Annotated in this window: 17 protein-coding genes and 1 pseudogene; 2 read left to right on the top strand and 16 right to left on the bottom strand. The window is 58.9% G+C overall.

Annotation, left to right across the window (positions count from 1 at the left end):
* Positions 1-33: 33 nt before the first annotated feature.
* Entirely contained in the window at positions 34-627 is a 594-nt protein-coding gene (locus IPM39_07090; protein ID MBK8985835.1) for a hypothetical protein, read from the top strand.
* On the opposite strand, the gene IPM39_07095 is transcribed toward IPM39_07090, so the two are convergent.
* The 6 genes from IPM39_07095 to IPM39_07120 all read right to left on the bottom strand — a co-directional run bounded on the left by IPM39_07095 (position 628) and on the right by IPM39_07120 (position 8,289).
* Positions 628-1,617 (bottom strand): J domain-containing protein, encoded by a 990-nt coding sequence (locus tag IPM39_07095; GenBank protein ID MBK8985836.1) that lies wholly within the window; start codon positions 1,615-1,617, stop codon positions 628-630. It lies immediately after the preceding gene.
* Positions 1,618-1,775: 158 nt separating this feature from the next.
* Positions 1,776-3,683 carry a molecular chaperone DnaK gene (dnaK, locus tag IPM39_07100; GenBank protein ID MBK8985837.1) on the bottom strand — a complete coding sequence of 636 codons (1,908 nt, stop codon included), beginning with the start codon at positions 3,681-3,683 and terminating at the stop codon, positions 1,776-1,778.
* Between the two features lie 292 nt (positions 3,684-3,975).
* Positions 3,976-4,800 carry a 5'/3'-nucleotidase SurE gene (surE, locus tag IPM39_07105; GenBank protein ID MBK8985838.1) on the bottom strand — a complete coding sequence of 275 codons (825 nt, stop codon included), beginning with the start codon at positions 4,798-4,800 and terminating at the stop codon, positions 3,976-3,978.
* A gap of 201 nt (positions 4,801-5,001) precedes the next feature.
* Positions 5,002-5,874, bottom strand: coding sequence for a metallophosphoesterase (locus IPM39_07110; protein MBK8985839.1), 873 nt, complete (start codon positions 5,872-5,874; stop codon positions 5,002-5,004).
* Positions 5,875-5,961: 87 nt separating this feature from the next.
* Positions 5,962-6,927 (bottom strand): YafY family transcriptional regulator, encoded by a 966-nt coding sequence (locus IPM39_07115; GenBank protein ID MBK8985840.1) that lies wholly within the window; start codon positions 6,925-6,927, stop codon positions 5,962-5,964.
* Positions 6,928-6,933: 6 nt separating this feature from the next.
* Complete coding sequence (locus IPM39_07120; GenBank protein ID MBK8985841.1) at positions 6,934-8,289, bottom strand: DHH family phosphoesterase; 1,356 nt, start codon at positions 8,287-8,289, stop codon at positions 6,934-6,936.
* A gap of 451 nt (positions 8,290-8,740) precedes the next feature.
* Between IPM39_07120 and IPM39_07125 the strand changes: the two genes are divergently transcribed.
* On the top strand, positions 8,741-9,520 hold the full coding sequence (locus tag IPM39_07125; protein ID MBK8985842.1) for a hypothetical protein: 780 nt from the start codon (positions 8,741-8,743) through the stop codon (positions 9,518-9,520).
* 106 nt (positions 9,521-9,626) lie between these two features.
* Here the strand turns inward: IPM39_07125 and IPM39_07130 are convergent, their stop codons facing one another.
* From IPM39_07130 to IPM39_07175, 10 genes and pseudogenes are all read right to left on the bottom strand, one after another.
* Entirely contained in the window at positions 9,627-10,652 is a 1,026-nt protein-coding gene (locus tag IPM39_07130; protein MBK8985843.1) for a phosphoribosylformylglycinamidine cyclo-ligase, read from the bottom strand.
* Complete coding sequence (gene purD / locus IPM39_07135; GenBank protein ID MBK8985844.1) at positions 10,653-11,903, bottom strand: phosphoribosylamine--glycine ligase; 1,251 nt, start codon at positions 11,901-11,903, stop codon at positions 10,653-10,655.
* Positions 11,904-11,999: 96 nt separating this feature from the next.
* The gene (locus IPM39_07140; GenBank protein MBK8985845.1) at positions 12,000-13,745 is read right to left on the bottom strand and encodes a VWA domain-containing protein; all 1,746 of its coding nucleotides are present in this window, start codon (positions 13,743-13,745) and stop codon (positions 12,000-12,002) included.
* A gap of 75 nt (positions 13,746-13,820) precedes the next feature.
* On the bottom strand, positions 13,821-15,305 hold the full coding sequence (gene purF, locus IPM39_07145) for an amidophosphoribosyltransferase (protein ID MBK8985846.1): 1,485 nt from the start codon (positions 15,303-15,305) through the stop codon (positions 13,821-13,823).
* A 36-nt stretch (positions 15,306-15,341) separates the two neighbouring features.
* Positions 15,342-16,541: a 5-(carboxyamino)imidazole ribonucleotide synthase gene (locus IPM39_07150; protein ID MBK8985847.1), complete on the bottom strand. Its 1,200-nt coding sequence runs from the start codon at positions 16,539-16,541 to the stop codon at positions 15,342-15,344.
* A gap of 501 nt (positions 16,542-17,042) precedes the next feature.
* Positions 17,043-17,507: a 5-(carboxyamino)imidazole ribonucleotide mutase gene (purE, locus tag IPM39_07155; protein ID MBK8985848.1), complete on the bottom strand. Its 465-nt coding sequence runs from the start codon at positions 17,505-17,507 to the stop codon at positions 17,043-17,045.
* A 99-nt stretch (positions 17,508-17,606) separates the two neighbouring features.
* Positions 17,607-18,597: pseudogene (locus tag IPM39_07160) on the bottom strand (phosphoribosylaminoimidazolesuccinocarboxamide synthase).
* Between the two features lie 79 nt (positions 18,598-18,676).
* Positions 18,677-18,916 carry a phosphoribosylformylglycinamidine synthase subunit PurQ gene (locus IPM39_07165; GenBank protein MBK8985849.1) on the bottom strand — a complete coding sequence of 80 codons (240 nt, stop codon included), beginning with the start codon at positions 18,914-18,916 and terminating at the stop codon, positions 18,677-18,679.
* On the bottom strand, positions 18,907-20,322 hold the full coding sequence (locus IPM39_07170) for a phosphoribosylformylglycinamidine synthase subunit PurQ (protein MBK8985850.1): 1,416 nt from the start codon (positions 20,320-20,322) through the stop codon (positions 18,907-18,909). Before IPM39_07170 ends, IPM39_07165 begins: the two co-directional genes overlap by 10 nt.
* Positions 20,300-22,513 carry a hypothetical protein gene (locus IPM39_07175; protein MBK8985851.1) on the bottom strand — a complete coding sequence of 738 codons (2,214 nt, stop codon included), beginning with the start codon at positions 22,511-22,513 and terminating at the stop codon, positions 20,300-20,302. Before IPM39_07175 ends, IPM39_07170 begins: the two co-directional genes overlap by 23 nt.
* Between the last annotated feature and the right edge of the window lie 59 nt (positions 22,514-22,572).

The raw sequence follows: 22,572 nt of genomic DNA on the forward strand, positions 1-22,572 counted from the left end.
TTTATAGGCATGGCAAGACGGCAAATGGGAGGTATGATGATGAAGCAAATTGGCTGGTTATTGGCTATTTTTCTGCTCTGGGGCTGGCTGGCGGGCTGCACGCCAGGGCAGGCAGACACACTGCCGGAGCGGGTACAGGGGATGATAAACGGCCGTGATGGGGCCTACGTAATTGTGACACTGCCGGGCACGTTGGACGAAACCATCGCCCAACAGCTTGACGCGGCCGGGATTGTGCTGTTTGATCCGTTGGGTGAGTACCGCTTTCAGGCGTATGTTCCGGCAGCGGCCGTTCCCTTCCTCGCCACCTTGCACACCAGTAACGTCATCCTGGACGTGACGTCCATTGACCCAACCACGAAGCTCAGAGGGGAATTTGCCGATCCGCAGGCAGCTTACGCCATCGTTGTTCACTTGTATGGCGCGCCTACGGCAATGGAAACGACCGTGCTGTCTGACCAGATGGTGGTGGAGCGCACGGCCGTTGGCGTGATGAATTTTGTCGAGGGGCAGGCCACCGGGGCGCAAATCGAGCAATTGGTGGAACTGCCATTTGTGAAGCGGGTTGAAGAAGCGGTGGTCTCCAGCGGTGGTCTCCAGCGTGGGCAAAACGAGCCGCTAAAATAACTAACTCTCCTTAAATGCTGTCCGCAGCGCCCGCAGTTCAGCGAACAACTCCTTTTCCCGATCCGTCAATTTTTGTGGCAGTGTGATAGACACGGTGGCGTACAAATTGCCCCGTTTGTCCGGCTGCCGCAGGTTGGGCATGCCCAGCCCGGCTAGGCGGAAAACCTTGCCGGTGCTCGTCTCCGGCGGGATGGTCAGGTTGACGCTTTTGTCCAGGGTGCGCACCTCTGCCTTGCCGCCGAGTACGGCCGTATACACATCCACCGGCAGCTCAACCATCAGGTCATCCCCGTCACGTTGGAACGTGGCGTGGGGCTGCATCTCCACGATCAGGTACAGGTCGCCGGCGCGGCCGCCGGCCTGGCCGCTGCCCCCCTGGCCGCTGAGCCGGATGCGTGACCCATTGTCTACGCCGCGCGGGATTTTGGCCTGAATGGAACGGCCGTCGTCCCATTGCAGCGTCCGTGTTGTGCCGTGAAACGCCTCTTCCAACGTCACCTGGATGGTGTGTTCGGTGTTGCGTCCCTGGCGCGGCCGCGGCTGGCCTGTCTGCCCACCGCCAAAGCTGCTAAAGTCAAAACCACCGGCCGACCCCCGTCCCGCGCCGCCAAACAAGGTCTCGAAGAAATCGGAGAAACCCCCACCGCCGCTGCCAAACATCTGGGCAAGCTCCTCTGGGCTGACAGTGCGTGTGCTGCCTTGCCCGCCGGGCGCCGCCCATTGCGACCAATTGAAATCTTCCGGTCGGCCGCCGGCGCGTTCGTACTGCTGCCACTGCGCGCCGAACTGGTCATACTTTTGCCGCTTGTCGGCGTCGCCCAGCACTTCGTATGCTTCGTTGATCAATTTGAAGCGCTCTTCGGCCGCTTTGTCACCTGGATTCATGTCCGGGTGAAATTCCCGCGCCAGCTTGCGATATGCTTTTTTGATGGCCTTGTCGTCGGCGTTTTTGTTCACGCCCAGCGTCTGATAATAATCCTGTACTTTCATAGTCTATCCACCGGTAAGCCGAAGTCCCCGATGTCGCTCATTGGCGTCGGGGACCGGGCGAGTTTGATGTAAGTGTAGTGGAGTTGTGCAGGGATAACAACAACAGCAAATGGTGGACAGTGCGGCGCACTGGAGAAGTGCGCCGCACCTGGGTCTGTTTACATTTCCTGATATTCCCCTTCGACGACACCTTCACCGGCGGTACGGCCGTTGTCGCTGCCATTGCTCGCCCCGTTCGTATAGCCGCCTGGCTGCGCTTGCGCCTGGTAAAGCTGCTGGCTGATGGCGTAACTGGCCTGCTGCAAGCGCTCCGTCTGGCTGCGAATCTGGCCGATGTCGCTGCCCGGCATGGCGGCGCGCAGCTCGGTGATGAGACTCTCGATGTTGGCGCGCTCGGCGGGGGCCAACTTGTCACCCAATTCCGTCAAGCTCTTTTCGACGGTGTAGATGAGCTGATCTGCCTGGTTGCGTGCTTCGATCAACTCGCGCTGGCGCTGGTCTTCCGCTTCGTGCGCTTTCGCTTCACTGACCATCCGGTCAATTTCCGCCTCGTTCAGGTTGGTGGAGGCGGTGATGCGAATTTGCTGTTCGCGGCCGGTGGCCTTGTCTTTGGCCGTCACGTGCAGGATGCCGTTGGCGTCTATGTCGAAGGTTACTTCAATTTGCGGCAGACCACGCGGCGCGGGCGGCAGGCCGTCCAGCCGGAAGTTGCCCAATGTTTTGTTGTCGGCGGCCATCGGCCGTTCGCCTTGTAAGACATGGATGTCTACGGCCGTCTGGCTGTCCTCGGCGGTGCTAAAGACCTCCGTCTTTTTCATCGGGATGGTGGTGTTGCGCGGGATGAGCGTGGTCATCACGCCGCCCAGAGTTTCCAGGCCCAGGCTCAGGGGCGTCACGTCTAGCAGCAGCAAATCCTTCACATCGCCGCCCAATACGCCGCCTTGCAGCGCCGCGCCCAGGGCCACCACCTCGTCCGGATTCACGCTTTTGTTGGGCGCTTTACCGGTGAGCGATTGTACCAGGTCCTGAATCATGGGCATCCGGGTAGAGCCACCGACCAATACCACTTCGTCAATTTTGCTGGTGTCCAGCCCGGCGTCTTGCAGCGCCTTGTCGAAAGGCACGCGGCAGCGCTGCACCAGATCGGTGGTCAACTGCTCGAATTTGGCCCGTGTCAGGGTCATTTGCAGATGTTTGGGGCCATTGGCGTCGGCCGTCACAAAGGGCAGATTTAGTTCGGTCTGCATCAGCGTCGAGAGTTCGATTTTGGCTTTTTCGGCCGCTTCGCGCAGCCGTTGCAGCGCCTGCCGGTCCTGGGACAAATCAATGCCCTGGTCCATTTTGAACTGCTCAATCATCCAATGGACGATGCGTTCGTCCCAGTCGTCGCCGCCCAGGTGGGTATCACCGTTGGTCGCCTGCACTTCGATGACGCCATCGCCAACCTCCAGCACCGACACGTCGAATGTACCACCACCCAGGTCAAAGACCAGGATGGTTTCGTCCTGTTTTTTGTCCAGGCCGTAAGCCAGGGCCGCGGCCGTGGGTTCGTTGATGATGCGCAGCACTTCCAAACCGGCGATTTTGCCGGCGTCTTTGGTGGCCTGGCGCTGGCTGTCGTTAAAATAAGCCGGTACGGTGATGACCGCCTGGGTCACAGGCTCACCCAGGTAAGCTTCGGCGTCGCGCTTGAGTTTTTGCAGAATCAGCGCCGAAATCTCTTGCGGCGAATAGGTTTTGCTGACTGCCGGAATCTGGACGCGGGCGTCTTGCTGCGGCCCGGCGACAACCTGATAGGACACCATTTTTTGCGTGCGCTGGGTTTCTTCGGCGTCTATGCGCCGGCCCATAAGGCGCTTAATCGAATAGATGGTGTTTTCGGGGTTGACAACGGCCTGTCGTTTGGCTGTTTGCCCTACTAGCCGTTCCCCCTTTTTGCTGAAAGCAACCACCGAGGGCACGGTGTTGCTGCCCTCGGCCGAGGGGATGACTACCGGGTCGCTGCCTTCCATGACAGCGGCCACGGAGTTGGTTGTGCCTAAGTCTATGCCAATAATTTTACTCATGATGATCCTCCAAGTGGGTCGAGTGTTCACTGTTCAGTGTTTATGTGAAATTTTCTGTATGGACTCTATTGTCGTGGATGAGTGTTAGAAGTAAATCAGAGAAGTGTTAGACGGCCGTATGAGGCGCAAAATTGATACGTCGGATGTTGTCCGGCGTCTGACGCCTGGCGCTTAAATGGAAAAGACCAGACTCATGGGTCTGGTCTTTTCAGAGAGGAGAAGAGGTGCAGAAGAAGTGAGGAGGGGGGTGTCGCAGGGGATCGTATGTTTGCTGTGGCTCCGCCGGAGGGGATTAAGCTGGGATGGGCATGGCTGGCTGTATGGCCGTGCCGTTGGTAGACGGCCGTTCCGCCAGCGTCCAGCCCCAATCAGTAAAACTGCCCAAAAGATGGTGCGCTGTCAGGTCTAACTGCAGCGGGGTGATGGCTGCGTAACCCAGGGCAATCGCGCCAATGTCTGTGCCTTCTTTGGGAATGCCGGTCGGCATGTCGCCGCCAATCCAATAATAACTGTCGCCGCGCGGGTCGCGCCGTTTTTCCAGCCGGTCGCGGTAAACCCGCTGCCCCTGGCGCGTCAGCCGCAGGCCGCGAAAGCGCTCGGCCGGGATGTCTGGCACGTTGACGTTGAAAAATACATTGGTTGGCAGGTTGTTTTGGTTGATGGTTTGCACCACCTGGCAGGCGACGCTGGCGGCCAGACCGTAATTCAGCAGCGCGTGTTGGCGCTGCACATCCAGCGATATGGCCACGCCGGCCACACCCCAGACGTTGGCTTCTTTAACGGCGGCCACCGTGCCGGAGTAGGATACGTCATGGCCCAGGTTGGCGGCGGAATTGATGCCGGCGACGACCATGTCTACTTTTTGTGGCAGCAGTCCCATGATGGCCATCGCCACGCAGTCGGCGGGGCTGCCATCGGTAGCCAGGGCGTTGGTCCCATCGGCCAGCCGGATTTCTTGCACGCGCAGCGGCCGTTTAAAATGTTTGGTGTGTCCATGTCCTGACCAATCGTGGTCGGGCGCGACGACGCTTACTTCGCCAAATTGGCGCATGGCCTGGGCCAAAACCAGTAAACCTGGCGCGGTCACGCCATCGTCATTGGTAACAAGAATGTGCATGGTTTGTTTCCTATTCTATACGCGCAAAGGTCATCATCTGACATTTTGTCCGATGTCACCTGGTCAGGTATACGTTTATACGTTTGTCTTGTTTAATGTTTGGAGTGTAGCGCGGGGGTGTTAACGGCCGTTTAAGAACAAGTTACCGTTTTGCTAAGGATTGCAAATTGAACAGCCTACGGGACGGAGATGCGGCTAGGGCTAATCTACCCAACCGGGATGGCCGCGATACGGCCGTAAATCTTCATCACGCAGCATCTCGCGCACGCTTGTCCCTATATCTATCTCTTCAGCCAGCACAGCATCCTGATAACGGCTGGCCCAGCGGTGAATCAGGCCGCCGGCGCGGCGTAATTCCACCAGCATCAGTTGGGCCAGTGGTCCCGCTTCTGCCAAAAAGCCAGATTCGACATAATCGCGCTCGGTTTGCGCTGTGTCGTAGGGCAGCCGAACCACTTCTGCCCGCCAACCATCACGCGCCCAGGTGAAACGGCCGTAACTCGCTCGTCTATCCTGATCAAATGGCGCGCCTACCGAACCCACATTCACCACCAAAGAATCGTTGAAGCGGCGAATGAGCGGCCGGTGAGTGTGCGCCGTCACAAACACGCCGGGCACAGGCGCAATTTGCTGATACAGATGTTCGTCACTGGTATCTTCGTATATACCATCGCGGTTGTCGCGCATAGACCCATGCACGACACGAAATTCAGTGCTATCAGGCGCCATCCAGCTAAATTGATTGGGTAACGATTGCAGGACATGGATACGGCCGTTGATTTGCTCATAGGCCCAAAAAGCGAAACGCCACAATTCATACTGCGGTCCACTGCGCGGCGCTTCTGGGCGGGCGCAGGCCAATATATAATCCTCATGGTTGCCGCGCACCACGCGCCACTTGTCCGATTGCTGCCGGGACTGCACAAATTCCAGGCAGTCTAACGACAGCGGCCCGCGATTCACAATGTCGCCATCCACCACGACAAGGTCGGGCTGCCACGTTTCGATGTCGGCGGCAACGGTTTGTAAGGCGGGCAAATTGCCATGAATGTCTGATAATACGGCTATCTTCATCTCAAAGTCCCAAAGCAAGAATGGGTCAAGTCTACCTTGATCAGGCCATTGACTCAAACGATGTTTATCTTCCTCTCCAAGTTTTTATCAGGGTTTATACGCGGCGGCCACTTCCAGGGCGGCAGTGTGCAGGTGGCGGCGTAATTCAGGTGGGGCGATGACGTGTACGGCCGTTCCCAATCCCAACAACCGGCGGCAGGCATCCTCCGCCGAGGCGAACGTCAGGCTGATTTCTGTCCAGCCATCTTCCCCGGCCGCAGCCGCCGTGAGCAGCGACACCATGCCCTCGCCAAAGCTCTGCACCACCAACGGCGCGCCGCCCGGCGAGACGCGCAGCGTGACTGTGTACTGGGCCATCTCTTGCTCGAATCGGGTGCACCACGTCTGCCAGTAATCGGTCAGTTTGAAGGTGGACGGCCGTGTAAAGCTGCTGTCGCTCACTTCTGCTTCCTGGATGCGCGAAACGCGAAAGGTGAACGTGCCGTGATGCGCCCCAGCCACCATGTACCAGACATTGGCCTTGGCCACCAGACCATAGGGGTCTACCAGCCGCTTCACCCACTGCCCATCGCCGCGGCGGTAAGTCATGCGCAGCCGCCGCTCTTGCCAGACCGCGCCCTGCACCAGCGGCAGGAACGGGGTGGGTTCTTCGGGCTGGAACCAGACGGCCGTATCCAGCAAAATACGTTCCCTCACTTTGTCTACATCGGGGCGGAAGGGGGCGGGGAGAACGGCCGTAAGCTTCAGCAGCGCTGTCTGCGACGCTTTGTCCGCTCCCAAATCGGCCAACAAACCGGGGACCGTAAACATAAACAACGCCCGCACCTCCTTATCCGTCAGACCGGTTAAGTTGGTGCGGTAGCTGTCTAGCAAAGAACAGCCGCCTTGCGGACCGCGTTCGGCATATACCGGCACACCGGCCGTGCTCAGGGCGTCCAGGTCGCGGTAAATGGTGCGCGGCGAAACCTCCAGGCGGTCGGCCAACTCTTGGGCCGTCATTTGCCCGCGGGTTTGCAGCAGCATCAGCAGTGAAATCAGTCGGTCGGCGCGCACGGCCGTTTACCCCTCCAGCGCGCCAAACACCACCGGCAGCAGCTGCTTCTTGCGCGACACCACATCCACCGCTTCCAGCGTGTGGTCTGGCAGGCGTGGGTAAGGCAGCACTTCCAACTGTGGCAGTTCGTCAGTCACTATCAGTCGGCTGGTACGCCGCACAACATCTGTCACCATCAACATGGCAAAATGGAGGCCGCGACTTTCTTTAAGCTCGGTCAATGCTTCACGTAAAGCTGCCAGGTGTTCTTCCAACTGGGCAAAATTGGTCACTTCCGCCTGCGCAATGCCAAACTCGATGCCATCGGTTTCATACAGCTTAAAGTCGGCGCTAACAATTTCGCCTGGCGACCGCGAGGCCAAACCGGCGCCAGCTTCCAGAATTTGACGGCCGTAACCCTCAATTGTCTCCCCTTCCAACATGGAGCCGCGCATAAACGCCCACCGCGCCAGCCGCTCGGCGGCTGCATGGTCGCGCTCCGTCGTCGTCGGCGACGTCAGAATGAGCGTATCAGACAGCACCCCGGCCAACAACAGCCCGGCCAGCGCTGGCGGCGCGCTCAGGCCAGCCTCGTTAATGCGTTCTGTCACCAATGTGCTGGTGCTGCCCACCACATCCACCGTAAAGCGAATCGGGATGTGTGTCGTCGGATTGCCCAGCCGGTGATGGTCCAGAATCTCCAATAAATCGGCCTCATCCAACGCGCCCAACGCCTGCCCCATCTCGTTGTGATCCACCAGAATCAGCTTCAGGCGAGGTGGGTTTAACGCCTCGCGCTGGCGGCAAACGCCGGCATAGCTGCCATGTTCATCTACAATCCAAAACTCGCTGCGTTCTTCGCGCAAAATGCGCGGCAGCGTGTCCTTAATGCGGCTCTTAATCTGAAATCGCGGCACTTCTGTATCGCACGCTTCACTGCACGGCTGGTCCAGCAGTTCCGCCAGACGGACTTCTTCCCGGCGCGGATGGGGACCAACCGCTTCGCTGAGAAACTTGAACAAACTCAACACCGTCACCAGGCCAAAAGGTTTGCCATCTTCCGTGACAATCGGCGCTGTGCCGCCGGTGCGATTGGCAATAGCCCAGGCTTCGCGCAGTGGGCGGTCTGGCGTGGTGGTGTTCAGCCGGTGGCAAATGGATTCAAAGCGCGGCGAAGCATCCGGCAGCAGAAACGGCGGCTCCAGTTGCAGTCGTTTTAATACCCAGGTTGTTTGGGGGTTCAATTGTCCGGCGCGGGCCGCGGCGATTTTTTCGCCCTCTTTGTCTTGCAGCAGCCAGGCGTAGCCCATAGCCGAGGCAATGGCGTCTGTATCCGGGTTCAAATGGCCGATGACATAAGTTTGTTCGCTGTTCGTAGGCATGGTGGGTTTTTCCTATTTCTGATACTGAATCTTGCCGCTTATTTTTGTAATGGTCAAGGGATTAGTAGGAATCGTTGTCATTCTGACGAGTCTTCGAGGAAGAATCCCCTTACCACTGACAAATAGGGATTCTTCGCTCCGAAACCCGATGGCCGAAGACTCCGCTCAGAATGAAAATGCGACGCGATGTCCTTAACCCGATGAGTTTGACTAACCTTTGACCACTACACTACACTTTCCGCTTATTTTTAGCGCTTTCCGGCGTATTTGTCCAAGATAATTCTGAGCAGGTGTGTTCATTGGATTGCTACTTCTTGTGCAGTTTAACACATGACAAATTACCTTCGTTTCGTGGAATATGATCACTTGCCAAACAATCGTTTGGTCTGCCATGATTGTTGAGTCTCGACATTACCGTGCTTGTCTATCATATACGAATCGTGGGGTTCCTGTGAAAAGCGGTCTCATTTATGTAATCGTTCTGTTTTGCACCTGTGTAGGTTGTGCGGGTGGAACCAGTTTTATTGCGGTTGAGGGCGATGTTGGCCCGGTCGAAGTATCCCTAGCTGTGGATTCTAACGGACAGATTTCTGTCCAAAGTGCCATCACCATTATCCAAATCGGGTCAGAAGATTTCTTGGGCGTCAGCCTAAAGATGGGCGTTGAAAAGGCTCTGAATCAGGCAAAAGGCAAATCAAATTTTCTCATCCTTGTTTGGGAAAATGACAATGGCATCTGGCAGCAACAGTACAACGTTGGTGAGGCATTTAAGGTGAAGTTTTCTGAGCAGGAATGGGTCCGAGAAATCTATACACTAGAGAACGGAACTATCCTGGTTGAAGTGGACGTAAAATCTATTAATCCACCCACCTTGTCGGAGTCTGGGAAGAGAAGCTCTTCTACAAATCTCGTTACTCCGCCTCCTGACAAGGATACATCTTCGATCTGGTTGGAAATCGTTTTTCAGGAGGCACGTTCGTTAGGCAATAATCGCTGCCAGTTGGTCTATAAATTGATGGGCCATGGGGGAAACGGCCGTTATGATTTTTTCCATGACACGGTTACTCGTGATGAGGGAAAACTTATCATGCGGGATGTGGCCGCCACCGAGTATATTCTTGAAAAACCCTCTGGGGTAAATGGTGACCCGTTTACCATTCACATGTGCAGCGCGGACTCTTGTGTGCATGAAGACGTCTGGATACATTCGTATCAATCCTCATGTCAATGAGACGTTTCAGGCAATTTCGGATCTCTGAAGAATTCTGTGGCTGCCCCCCTCCCTAGCCCTCCACCCTTGGGAGAGGGTTGGGAAGAGGGGTTTGCCACAGGTAAGCTCAGAGAACCGCAATTTCTACTTGCCGTGACCCTGTTCTCATTTCCCCGATGATGTAAGCGGATTGCTTGAGTGCCTGTTGGGCTAGTTCCGCCTGTTCGGCTGGCACAATGACCAACATGCCCAACCCCAGGTTAAACACATGGGCCATTTCCGCGTCGGAGACGTTGGCGTGGCGCTGGATCAGGTCGAAGATAGGCGGGACAGGCCAACTGCCATGCCGCAGAATGGCCCCCAGGCCGGCCGGGAAAATGCGTGGTGGGTTGTCAATCAGGCCGCCGCCGGTGATGTGGGCCAGGCCGCGCACGTCTATGCCTGCCTGCCATAGCTGGCGAATTTCCGCCAGGTAGGGGCGATGGACGGCCAGCAGCGCCTCGCCGATGGATTGGCCCAGGTCGGGATGGGGCGCGCGCCAATCTAGCCCGGCCAGGGCGGCGCGGGCCAGGCTGTAGCCGTTGGTGTGCAGCCCGCTGGATGGCAGCCCTAAAATCGCATCGCCTGCCTGGATGCGCGAGCCATCAATGATGTTCGCTTTGTCCACCACGCCGACGATTGTGCCGACCAGGTCGAGTTCGCCGGGCTGGTAGACGCCGGGCATTTCGGCCGTTTCGCCGCCGAGTAGGGCGCAGCCGACGGCGCGACACGCCTGCGCCGCCCCGCCCACCACCGCGGCAATCTTTTGCGGGTCCAGCTTGCTGGAAGCCACGTAATCAAGAAAAAAGAGCGGCTCTGCGCCTTGCACTAAAATGTCGTTGAGGCAGTGGTTGACGATATCCTGGCCGATGGTGTCCCAACGGTCCAGGGCGGCAGCGACCATCGTTTTGGTCCCTACGCCGTCGGTGGAGGCGACGAGGACTGGTTCATCCATCTGCTTGAGCTTACTTATGTCAAATAAACCACCAAAACTGCCCACGCCAGACAGCACTTCGGGGCCGAAGGTGGCGTGTACGGCCGTTTTCATCAATTCCGTCGCTTTGTGTCCGGCGGCCAGGTCTACCCCGGCGGCGGCATAGGCGCTGCTGCTCATTTACTCCCTCCTGCCGATGTCGGTGCGGTAATGCGCCCCGTCAAAGTGAATGGTTTGTACCCTGACGTACGCCAGGGTTACGGCCGTTGCCAAATCTGCGCCCCGCGCGCTCACGCACAACACCCGGCCGCCATCCGTCACAATCTGCCCGCCTTCTGTTTTTGTGCCGGCATGGAAGACCTGCACGCCCTCCGGCGCATCGTCCAGGCCGGTGATGGGCAGCCCTTTGCGATAACGCCCCGGATAGCCCGGCGCGGCCATAACGACGGTGGCGCACGCGCCGGGATGTACCTGGACCAGTTCTGGCGTCAGGCGACCGGCGGCGCAAGCTAACATAATTTCGGCCAGGTCGCTTTGCAGCAGGGGCAGCAGTGCCTGGGTTTCCGGGTCGCCAAAGCGGCAGTTGAATTCCAGCACTTTGGGGCCAACGGCCGTCAACATCACCCCGGCGTACAACACACCTACGTAAGGTGTGCCCTGCTGCGCCATGCCCTGCACCGCCGGTTGGATGACGGCGCGCATGAGTTCGTCCACCAGCGCCGCGTCTACGTCGGGCGGCGGGGCGTAAACACCCATGCCGCCGGTGTTGGGGCCGCGGTCGCCGTCGTAGGCGCGTTTGTGGTCACGGGCGGGAGGCAGGGGAACGGCCGTTTGCCCATCACAAAAGGCCAACAGCGACACTTCCGGGCCGCTGAGGCGCTCCTCAATCACCACTTCGTCGCCAGCCGCGCCAAATTCCCGGTCCAGCATGATCTGGCGCAGGGCGGCCTCCGCTTCCTGGCGCGTATCGCAGACGATGACGCCCTTGCCGGCGGCCAGCCCGCTGGCCTTGACGACGACGGGGCCATCGGGCAGGTTGGCAAGGGCTTGGTGGTGATTGGTGAACGTGGCGGAAACGGCCGTCGGGATGCCCATGTCTTGCATAAAGGCTTTGGCGAAGGCTTTCGACGTTTCCAGTTGGGCGGCAGCCTGGGTGGGGCCAAAGACGGTTAGCCCGGCGGATTTAAATGTATCAACTATGCCCAAAGCGAGGGGGATTTCGGGGCCAACGGCCGTTAGCCCAATCCCCTTCCCCCGCGCAAAAGCCACCAGCCCGGCCACGTCTTCCACGCTGATCGGGACGTTGGTCCCCACCTGCGCCGTGCCCGCGTTGCCCGGCGCGATAAAAATTTCGCCTACCAACGGCGACTGCGCCAGTTTCCACGCCAGCGCATGTTCCCGCCCGCCCGAACCGACAATCAAAACCTTCATGCCGTTATTTTCCCTCCTGTGAAAATGGGAGCGCGGACGTCCCGTCCGCCCCGGCAGGCGAGACGCCTGCGCTCCCAGGCGTGGTGGTGTGCCGCGCTACTGTTCGGCCGAGATGGAGATGTAGACGTTGCTGATGGATGCCGGGTCGGCGGTAAACATGCGGCCGGCGGTGACATTCGCCATGCGCGTCAGCACGGAGACGTCGGCTTCGCTGCCAAAGGCGATGGGGAAAATCTTCACGCCATCGGCTTCGGCGTTGGCCGGCAGGCAGGTGGCGAACATCTGGTTTTCCGTGACGCGCCCCACGGTGTCTTCGCCATCAGACAATAAAACGATGCCGTAGAGGCGAGATTCACCATCGGCGACATCCGCTTCTTGCGCGGCATTGACGGCTTCAACGGCGTCGCAGACGGCTTCATAAAGGGCGGTGTTGCCGTTGGCCACCAGCCCACCGACGCGCTGGGTGAGGGTTTCTACAACGTCACCGGCGCGGTTCGGTTCGGCCAACATGGTTACGTTGTCGCTGAAAATCATCACGCCGACGTTGTCGTTGGGGTCCAGGCGGCGCAAGAAGTCCATGGTAGCATCGCGGGCGGTCTTGATGCGTTCGCCGGACATACTGCCGGAAGTATCCAACACGACGAGGATGGTGGCTTTGCGCTTGTTGAGTTGGAATACATCTATGATGGCGCTGCTGATTTCGGTGTTGGGGCTGGGCAGAGCCGGGATGGTTTGGGGGCTGGCGTTGGGGTCTGTGCCGCTGCTGCGGTCCAGGGGGGAGTGGAGGGCGATGCTGCGGTCTAACGGCCGTAAATAATTATCAATCGCCATTTCTTGCTGCGTGGGGGCGCGCAAGTAATCGCGAAAGAGTTTGGCCGCTTCGGCCTGCTCTGGCGTCACCCAGTCGGCATTGTCCAGAATGCAGAAGGGATGGTCGGCCCAAATTGTGCCTTCGGCGGGGAAGATGAAAACCAGCGGAAAGCTGAGTTCGCTGCCGCGCTCAACGTTAAAGCGCACCACGTCGGCTTCGGGCACGGCGGCGGCGTGCAGGTAGCTGGGGCCTTCGCGGGCCATTAAATCCAGCAGGGCGGGGGCCTGACGGCCGTATTTGCTGGTGTTGTTTTGCAGCTCACGCATGGCGTTCTGCACCTCGTCGCTGTAAACGTCGGCCGGGGTCAGGTTGGCCCCAGCGATGCCATAGACGAAGCCGGCCATGGAGAGCAGCCCGGAGTTGGCGTAGGCGGGATGGGTGTGGCCGAAGCGGAATTCACCCCATTCAGGACGGCCGTAACTGCCCCAACCGTCTGGATCAGCCGCTAACTGCACGATGGTGTCCCAGCCGATGGGTTCGTTGGGCCAGCCGAGGGTTTCGGCCATGGGCTGCCACATGGCAAAGCCAAGCGGCGCGTAGATGGTGGGCAGGCATTCCTGGGAAGCCAGCGGCTTGTTGGCGCGTAGTTTCCAGGCGGCGTTGGCCTGGTCCACCCAGGATTGGTCGCCGGGACTCCAGGCGGTGGGCTGGGAACGGCCGTCCAAAATCGCCTCCATCGAATCGCCCGACGTGACGTGGCTGACTTCCACAATGATGGCATTGCCCGCCGAGGTGGTCTGCCCGGCGGCGTTGAACTGGGCCACGACGGCATCCAACCAATTCTGCTTGGTGTTAGAACTGGACACAGTAATCAAAACGCTGTCGCGGGGCAGGGGGGTGGCCTGTTCCACCTGGGTCACCGGGTTAGCATTGCCGCCCAACCGGGCAATAAACTGAACACCCACCATACAGACGATGACCAGAAAAGCCAGTCCGACAATACCGACAAAAATAATGCGCGTGCGGTCCATAGGTTGATCCTTTGTTGGTTAATTTGGTTAGTAGTAGAAGCCAGTGTTCAGTCCAACCACCAAACTTAGCCTATTTTATCCCCACATATCTTCAAAAATTACTTTATCGCGGTCTTCTTCAAAAAGCCAATCGGGGATGTTGATGGGATATTTGCCGGAAAAACAGGCGTTGCAATGGCCCGATTGCTTGCCGATGGCCTCGGCGACCGCTTTGTCTAGTCCGGCGACGCTGAGATAAGCCAGACTGTCTGCGCCGATGCGCTGGCGGATGCCTTCCACATCCATTTTATGGGCGATGAGCTGCTTATAGGTCGCCATGTCCACACCCATGAAGCAGGGGTGGCGCACCGGCGGCGAGGCGACGCGCACGTGGACTTCGGTCGCGCCGCCATCGCGGATTAGCTGAATCAGCGGCCCGGCGGTGTTGCCGCGCACAATCGAATCATCAATCAGTACGACACGCTGGCCTTGCAGGTTGCTGGTGAGGGGGTTGTATTTGAGTGAGATGCCCACTTTGCGCAGATGGTCGTCGGGCTGGATGAAGGTGCGGCCGATATAGCGGTTTTTGGTCAGCCCTTCGGAGTAGGGGATGCCGCTTTCCAGGCTGAAGCCAATGGCGTGGGGCGTGGCGGAATCGGGTACGCCGACGATGATGTCGGCGGCGACGGGCGCTTCGCGGGCCAGTTCGCGGCCCAACTGCTGCCGTACCTGATGCACAACTTTGCCCTCGAAGTGGGAATCGGGGCGGGCGAAGTAGACGTATTCAAAGATGCACAGGGCGCGTTTGGGTGATGGTTTGCCCAGGTGGGAGGTGAGGCCGCTGCCGTTGAGCCGCACGATTTCGCCCGGTTCTACGTCGCGCACATAGTTCGCCCCGATGGTGTGCAGGGCGCACGATTCGGAGGCGACGATGTAGCCGCCGCTGTCGAGTTGGCCCAGGCATAACGGCCGTAAGCCCAACGGATCACGCACGGCATAGATAGCGTGTCGGGTCAGAATGGTGAGTGAATAAGCGCCTTCGGCCACATCCATAAAGCCGCGAATACGGGCTACCCAACGGTCTGTTTCACCTTCGCTTTCGGGGGTGTTGGTGTAAGCGTTGGCCGGCGCGGCCAGCATTTGGGTGATCACTTCGCTGTCTGACGAGGAAGAGAGGCCAACGCCGCGCTGCAGCAGCATCTTGCGCAGGTCGCGGGCGTTGGTGATGTTGCCGTTGTGGGCGACGCCAAGCGGCCCGTGGATGGTTTCGATGAGGAAGGGCTGGGCGTTGCGCAGGTGGGAGGAGCCAGTGGTGGAGTAACGGTTTTGCCCAATCGCCAGGTGGCCTTTGAGCGGACGCAGGTTGTCTTCGTTGAAGACCTGGGCGACGAGGCCCATGCCTTTGTGGAGGTGGGCGATACGGCCGTCGCCGGTGGCGATGCCCGCGCTTTCCTGCCCACGATGCTGCAAGGCATACAGGCCAAAAAAGGCCAGCCGGGCCACCTCGCGCCCTGGCGCATAGACGCCTACCACGCCGCACTCGTCATGGGGTTTGTCGTTGGTTAAAAAATCTACGTTCATAGGTTCTCCTCCGAAGAGCTAGAGCTAGAGCGAGAGCTAGAGTAAGGATCCTCCTCTAGCTCTAGCTTCACGCACAATATGGGCGGCTTCCTCCCCGGTAGCGGCCAAAGCGGTGATGTGCCCCATTTTGCGGCCGGGGCGGGCCGTTTGTTTGCCGTAGAGGTGCAGTTTGATGGCCGGATGGTGGGCGAGAACGGCCGTCCAGTTTGGCGATTTCGGATTTCGGATTTCGGATTTCGGATTTTGCGCTTTTGGGCTGTTTGGGTGAAACCACAAGTCGCCCAGCAGGTTGGCCATGGCGGCGGGTTTCAGGTAGGTTGGGTCGCCCAGGGGCAGGCCGCAGATGGCGCGGAGCTGCTGTTCGAACTGGCTGGTGGCGCACGCTTCGATGGTCAGGTGACCGCTGTTGTGGGGGCGGGGGGCGATTTCGTTGATGAGGAGACGGCCGTTGCTCGTCAGAAAGAATTCTACACACAAAACCCCCACCACGTTCAGCGCCTCTAATACCACTCGCGCCATCTCTACCGCGTCTTGTGCCACTTTTGGCGGCACGTTCGCCGGGGCAGTCGAAACATCCAAAATGTGGTTGGCATGGTCGTTCTCAATCACGCCAAAATGGGCAAAGCTGCCATCCGCCCCGCGTGCCGCCACGACAGAAACCTCGCGTTCAAATTCCACAAACGCTTCCAGGATGGCAGGCTGCTGGCCGATAGCATCCCAGTGACGATTGACGATTGACGATTGATGATTGACAATTTTTTCCTGTCCTTTGCCATCGTAGCCGGAGGTGGCGGTTTTGAGGATGGCCGGCGCGCCAATCTCTTCTAAACCAACCAACAAACTAGCCAACGAACCAACTTCAACAAACGGCGTAACCGGCAGCCCGTGCTTAACCATGAACTCCTTTTCGCGCAACCGGTTTTGGGCGATGTGCAAGGCTTGGGGGCCGGGGTGGAGGGGGGCGAATTGGGCGCAGGTAACGGCCGTTGCCGCCGGCACGTTCTCAAATTCATACGTCACCACGTCCACGCTCTGGGCGAACTGTCGCACCGCGTCCAAATCGTTGTAGGGCGCGGTGAACTCCTGGTCGGCAATCTGGCCGGTGGGCGAATGGCGGTCCGGCGAGAAGACGTGGACGCGGTAGCCCATTTGCCGGGCGGCCAGGGCCAGCATCCGGCCTAGCTGCCCGCTGCCGAGAATGCCGATGGTACTGGGAGGAAGAAATGGACGATTCATGTTACCTGAGAACATCGGAAGTGATCTCTCGACTACCTGTGCTAAGGAATGGGGATTGGTCGTTGCAGAGGAACCAATACCCACTCAGGATCGAACAACACCAAATATGATATGAATAACGCTATTCCTAACCAAAAGACAGCAACCACCATTGCGTGAATACCAATTGAAGGCCTATACCAACCTTTCGTCCTTCTCCCTGAAAATCTGCCTACCGCAATACGTCGAACCATCGCACTAATGCTTGCATAATAAATTCCAATTGTACCTACCAGCCAGATAGCCCGTGTATTCGGCTGAATAAGATAAAGCAGGGTAAAAATCAAGACTGAGAGAGAAAGAGCTATCGTTTGCAAATAGAGAATCCTCTGATGTTTTTTCGTGAACCAGGGATATGGAGGTGGAACAGGGCCGCTGATTCTGTCTATAAGTAGTGCAGCAAAAACATATATTGACAATATTCCGATGATGACAAATGTACCATTCATTGGTAGTTGCAGTTTATTGTGGTGGCAGTGTGTCGCTGAGAACTTTGTCGGTTTGAGACTGGCGGAACTGTTCAAGTTTGGCGCGGTATTCGGGGTATTTGTTGCCCAGGATGGCAATTGCCAGCAGCGCGGCGTTTTTTGCGCCCGCTTTGCCAATCGCCAATGTGCCGACGGGCACGCCGCCGGGCATCTGCACGATGGAGAGCAGGGAATCCAGGCCGTTGAGGGCGTGGCTTTGCACCGGTACGCCCAGCACCGGCAGCACCGTCTGCGCGGCGACCATGCCGGGCAGGTGGGCGGCCCCCCCGGCCCCGGCGATGATGACTTCGAGGTGGCGGGAAACGGCCGTGCGCGCATACTCCGCCATCCACGCCGGCGTCCGGTGCGCCGATACCACCTTCGCCTCATACGGCACGCCAAACTCCTCTAAAGTTTCCGTAGCGTGTCGCATCGTCTCCCAATCCGACGTACTGCCCATAATCACGCCAACAAGTGGGTTATCTGTCACAGGTTCTTCTCCAGTATTTTTAACGCGGAGAAGCAGAGGAGCAGAGAAACAGAGGGCTTTTGACGATAATCATCTTGTGCTTTCCCTCTGCTCCTCTGTTCCTCCGTTCCTCTGCGTTAAATTCTTCCTCATCCGTTTCAAAACCGGCCGTTCCCCCGGCACAAAACTCTCCCCCGTTAACTTCTCATACGCGGCAATGTAGCGCCCGGCCACCATCGCCACAAAATCATCCGGCATGGTCGGCGGCGTTCCATCCCCACGATAGCCCTGCGCCGCGTACCATTTGCGCAGGAATTCCTTGTCGAAGTTTTCCGGTTCCGTCCCCGGCTGGTAGCTGCTGGCGAGCCAGTAGCGGCTGGAGTCGGGGGTGTGGATTTCGTCAATCAGGGCGAGACGGCCGTTAATCAACCCCATCTCATACTTGGTATCCACCAGCACCAACCCGGCGGCGCAGCCACGGCCTGGCCGCGCCCGAACAACAACGCAAGGCCGCCTGCTCAATCTCTTTCCACAGGCTGGGCGAGATGCCCGGCACGAGACCGCGACTGAGTTGATGCACGGTCAGCAGTTCATCGTGGCCGCCTTGCGGCGCTTTGGTGGTGGGGGTGATCAGCGGGCGCGGCAGCGGGTCGTTCTTTTGCAGGCCGTCGGGCAGGGAGATGCCATACGGCCGTCTCTCCCCCTGCTCATACAAATACCACAACGACGTTTTCGTCACCCCGGTGATGTAGCCGCGCACGACGATTTCCACCGGCAGTGGTTCAGCCTCGTAAGCGATGGTGACGTTGGGGTCGGGCACGCTGATAAGGTGGTTGGGCACGATGTCGGCCGTCTGGGCGAACCACCAGGCGCTCAACTGATTAAGCACCTGCCCCTTGAATGGAATCAACCCCAGCACCCGGTCGAAGGCGCTGATGCGGTCGGTGGTGATGAGAGTGCGACGGCCGTTCTTCACATACACGTCACGCACCTTCCCTTCATATTTCTCGCCTAATTCCGGGAAATTAGTCTGGTCCAGGCATTCCGGTATCGCGTTGATGATTTGCTCATGGGTTAACATAAGTTACTCCTTTAACGCAAAGGCGCAGAGGGAAATGGGTTCTCTGTGTCTTTGCGTCTCTGCGTCAAAAATCTCTGCGTTAAGCATTCTTCACCCCGTTCACAAACAACCCCAACCCGCTCATCCCCCGCTCGCCGCGATGAAAACGCGGGTGCTGCCAGGGGAAAATGTGGTTCTCCGGGTGCGGCATCAGCCCCATCACGTTGCCTGCCGGGTTACACAGCGCCGCAATATCGGCCACGGAGCCGTTGGGATTAAAGGGATAGGCGATTTCGGATTTCGGATTGCGGATTGTGGATTCTTCACCCGCTACCCGCACTCGCTACCCGCCACATATTTCAGGGGAATCAGGTTTTGGCCTTGCAATTCGGCCAGCACGTCGGCGTCTTTCACGGCCAGGCGGCCTTCGCCGTGGGCGACAGGACAGTAGATCGGCTCCGTGAGTCCCTGCGTGAACAGGCTGGAGCTGGCCGAATTGGGTTCCAACAGCACCCATCGGCACTCAAAATGCCCCGACTGATTATACGTCAGCGTGACATTGCGGATTGCGGATTGCGGATTGCGGAATGCGGGGAGCAGCCCGGCTTTGACGAGGACCTGGAAGCCGTTGCAGATGCCCAGGACAGGACGGCCGTTACTCGCAAACGCCCCCATCTCCTCCTGTAACCGCCGCTGCAAATCCACCGCCCACAACACGCCCGCGCCCAAATCGTCGCCATAGGAGAAACCCCCGGCGACCACCAGCATCGCATAATCCAACAGCCGCCGCTCCCCGGCCAGCAGTTGGTTGATATGCACAATCTCCGGCCGGCCGCCCGCCAGTTCCACCGCCAGCGCCGCGTCGTGGTCGCGGTTCGTGCCGTTGGCGTGCAGGATCAGCACCTTCGGCGCTTTTTGATTTCGGATTTCGGATTTCGGATTTCGGATTGGGGGCTTCCAGGATGGGTTGGCGGCACGGCCGTTTACCCTGAACACCTCTCCCCCAATCACCCCAAAACACTCATGCGGCGTCCCGGCCATGATGGCGCGGAACAGGTCGGAATGTTCGGGGCGCACTTCGACCACAAAGCGGCTCAGGCTCTCCGCGAACAAAATCGCCTCGTCGGACGAGTAGGCCCAATATGGATCGCGGGGCGCGTGGCTGAGGTGAATTTCCACCCCCAAACCGCCCGCCAGGCACATTTCCGCCAGCGTCACGGCCAATCCGCCTTCGGCGCAGTCGTGGCACGCCTGCACCAATCCGGCTTGCATCGCCCGGTGGAGCTTGCGGAAGGCGTCCAGCGCGCCTGTTTTCGCCTTTGGCACGTTGGCGTGCTGCGGCTGAACCTTTCCGCCAACCAGCCCAAAGTGGCTGCCGCCCAACTCCGCCCCCGTTTCGCCGATGATGAACAGAAAATTGCCCGCCCGCTTCAAATCCATCGTCACCGTCTTGGCTACGTCTGGCACGATGCCCAGAGCGGAGATGAGCAGCGTGCCGGGAATGGCGTGTTTCTGACCGTCGCTGCCGGTGTATTCGTTGTTCAGGCTGTCTTTGCCAGAAATGAAGGGGGTCTGGTAGGCCAGGGCCGCGTCGTGGCAGCCCTGGGCGCAGCGCACCAGACTGCCCAGGCGGTCGGGCAGATTGGGGTTGCCCCAGCAGAAATTGTCCAGAATCGCCACCTGATCGGGGTCTGCGCCCACGGCCGTTACGTTGCGCAGCGCCTCATCCACAGCCGCAAAGGCCATGTGGTACGGGTCGAGGTCGGTAGTGGGGGTTGATGCCGTTGCTGAGGGCAACGCCCTTGATTGCGGATTGCGGATTGCGGATTGCGGATTGAGAGGATTCCGCAATCCGCAATCCGCGATCCGCAATTGTTCCCTGCGGGACAATGACGGCCGCGTCGCTGGGGCCGTGGTTGGCGTGGCCGGTGAGGGGTTTAACGGCCGTTCCGCCCTGCACTTCATGGTCATACCGCCGAATCACCGCCTCCTTCGAGCGAATGTCAGGGTGCGCCAGCAAGCGAAGGAGCGCCTCTTTGGGATTGCGGATTGCTGATTGCGGATTTTGGATTGGCGGTTCACAATCCGCAATCCGCAATCCGCAATCCGCAATTAATCTTCGCTGCGGGATGCCGTTGTGCAGAAACTCCATGTCCAGTTCGCCGACGAGTGCCTCGCCGTAATAGATGTGCAGACGGCCGTTATCCCCAAACGTGCCCAATACCGTCGGTTCCACGTCTTGCCCGGCGCAAATTTCGGCCAGCCGGGCGAAGTTGGCCGGCGGCACGGCCAGCACCATGCGCTCTTGGGCTTCGCTGAGCCAGATTTCCCAGGGGCGCAGACCGGGATATTTCAGTTTTACGGCCTGAAGCTGAACCGTCGCCCCCAACTTCTCGCCCATCTCGCCCACCGCCGAGCTAAAGCCACCCGCGCCGCAGTCGGTGATGGCTGTGTAAAGTTCCTCGTCGCGGGCGCGCAAGACCACTTCCTGCACCTGTTTTTCCATGATGGGATGGCCGATTTGCACGGCCGTTCCCGCAATCTCACTCGTCGCCACGTCCATTTCCATGCTGGAAAAGGTCGCGCCGCGCAGCCCATCGCGCCCCGTCCGCCCCCCAATCGCCACAATCAGGTCGCCCGGCTGCGCCTTTGTGCGGTGCGAACCGTGCGGCAAAATGCCCAGGCAGCCGCAGTAGACCAGCGGATTGGCCGTGTAGCCGGGATGGTAATGGATGGAGCCGTTTACTGTCGGGATGCCCATTTTGTTGCCGTAATCCTCGATGCCGTGAATCACGCCATCGGCGATACGCGCCGGGTGCAGCACGTTGGTCGGCAGGTCGTCGTGGGGCAGGTCGGGCGGGCCGAAACACAACACGTCGGTGTTGGCGATGGGGCGGGCGCTGACGCCCAGCACGTCGCGCACCACGCCGCCCACGCCCGTATTCGCCCCGCCAAACGGCTCCAGCGCCGAGGGATGGTTGTGGGTTTCCACCTTAAACGCCAGGTCAAACTGTTCGTCGAAGGCGATGATGCCCGCGTTGTCCACAAAAGCGGAATGGACCCAGGATTTGTTGAGTTTGTCGGTGGCGGCGCGAATATAGGTGTTGAGCAGGCCGTTGATTTGCTCCGTTTTGCCGTCCGGCCCGGTGTAATCAATCAGCGCCTTAAAGGTTTTGTGGACACAATGTTCGCTCCAGGTCTGGGCGATCATCTCCAGTTCCACGTCGGTCGGGTCGCGCTCTTCGGCGCGGTAATAGGTTTGCACCGCCTGCATTTCGGCCAGATCCAACGCCAGCCGCCGCTCCTGGCTGATGGCTAACAACGCCACTTCATCCGCTTCGCGTAGACAAATAGTCTCGACTGTCGCGTCGGCCGGCTGATGGGCAAAAAAGGGCGGACTGATGGCTTCGTTAATGGTGAAACGCTGCACGACCGGATTGGCGAAGATTTCGGCCGCCAGGGCCTGGCGGGTTGCTTCGTCCAGGTCGCCTTGCAAATAGAAGCGCTGGCCGCTGGCCGCCCGTTCCAGCCCTGTTATGCCCAATAGATGGGCGGCTTTTACCAGGTTGTCGCCCGGCGGGTCGGTGACGCCGGGGAAGAGGGAGACGTCAAGAAAATGGTCAATGGTTAATTGCCAATTGTCAATTGTCAACGTTGGCAATTGGCTATTGACCATTGACCATTCTTCCGTCACTGGGTCGGCCAGGAGTTGGGCGGCGATTTTTACTGCATCTTCGGCGCTTAATTGACCTTGCAAAAAGATGATGCGGGCGGCGTGACAGCCGGTCAGTTGGCTGTAGCCGAGTTGGTGGGCGGCCTCAAGATAGGCACGGCCGTTCAGACGGCCGTCTTCCAGGCGGGGGGTTATGTCAATGCGAAAGGTGGTTGGGTTGGTTGGGGAAACGGCAATATCTTCTTGCGTTGTCTGCACTGTCATCTCTTCTCCTCACAAAAACAAACTCCCGCTTCATGTGTGGACATTGAGCGGGAGTAAGG

The sequence above is a fragment of the Candidatus Leptovillus gracilis genome (assembly GCA_016716065.1).
Taxonomy (GTDB): domain Bacteria; phylum Chloroflexota; class Anaerolineae; order Promineifilales; family Promineifilaceae; genus Leptovillus; species Leptovillus gracilis.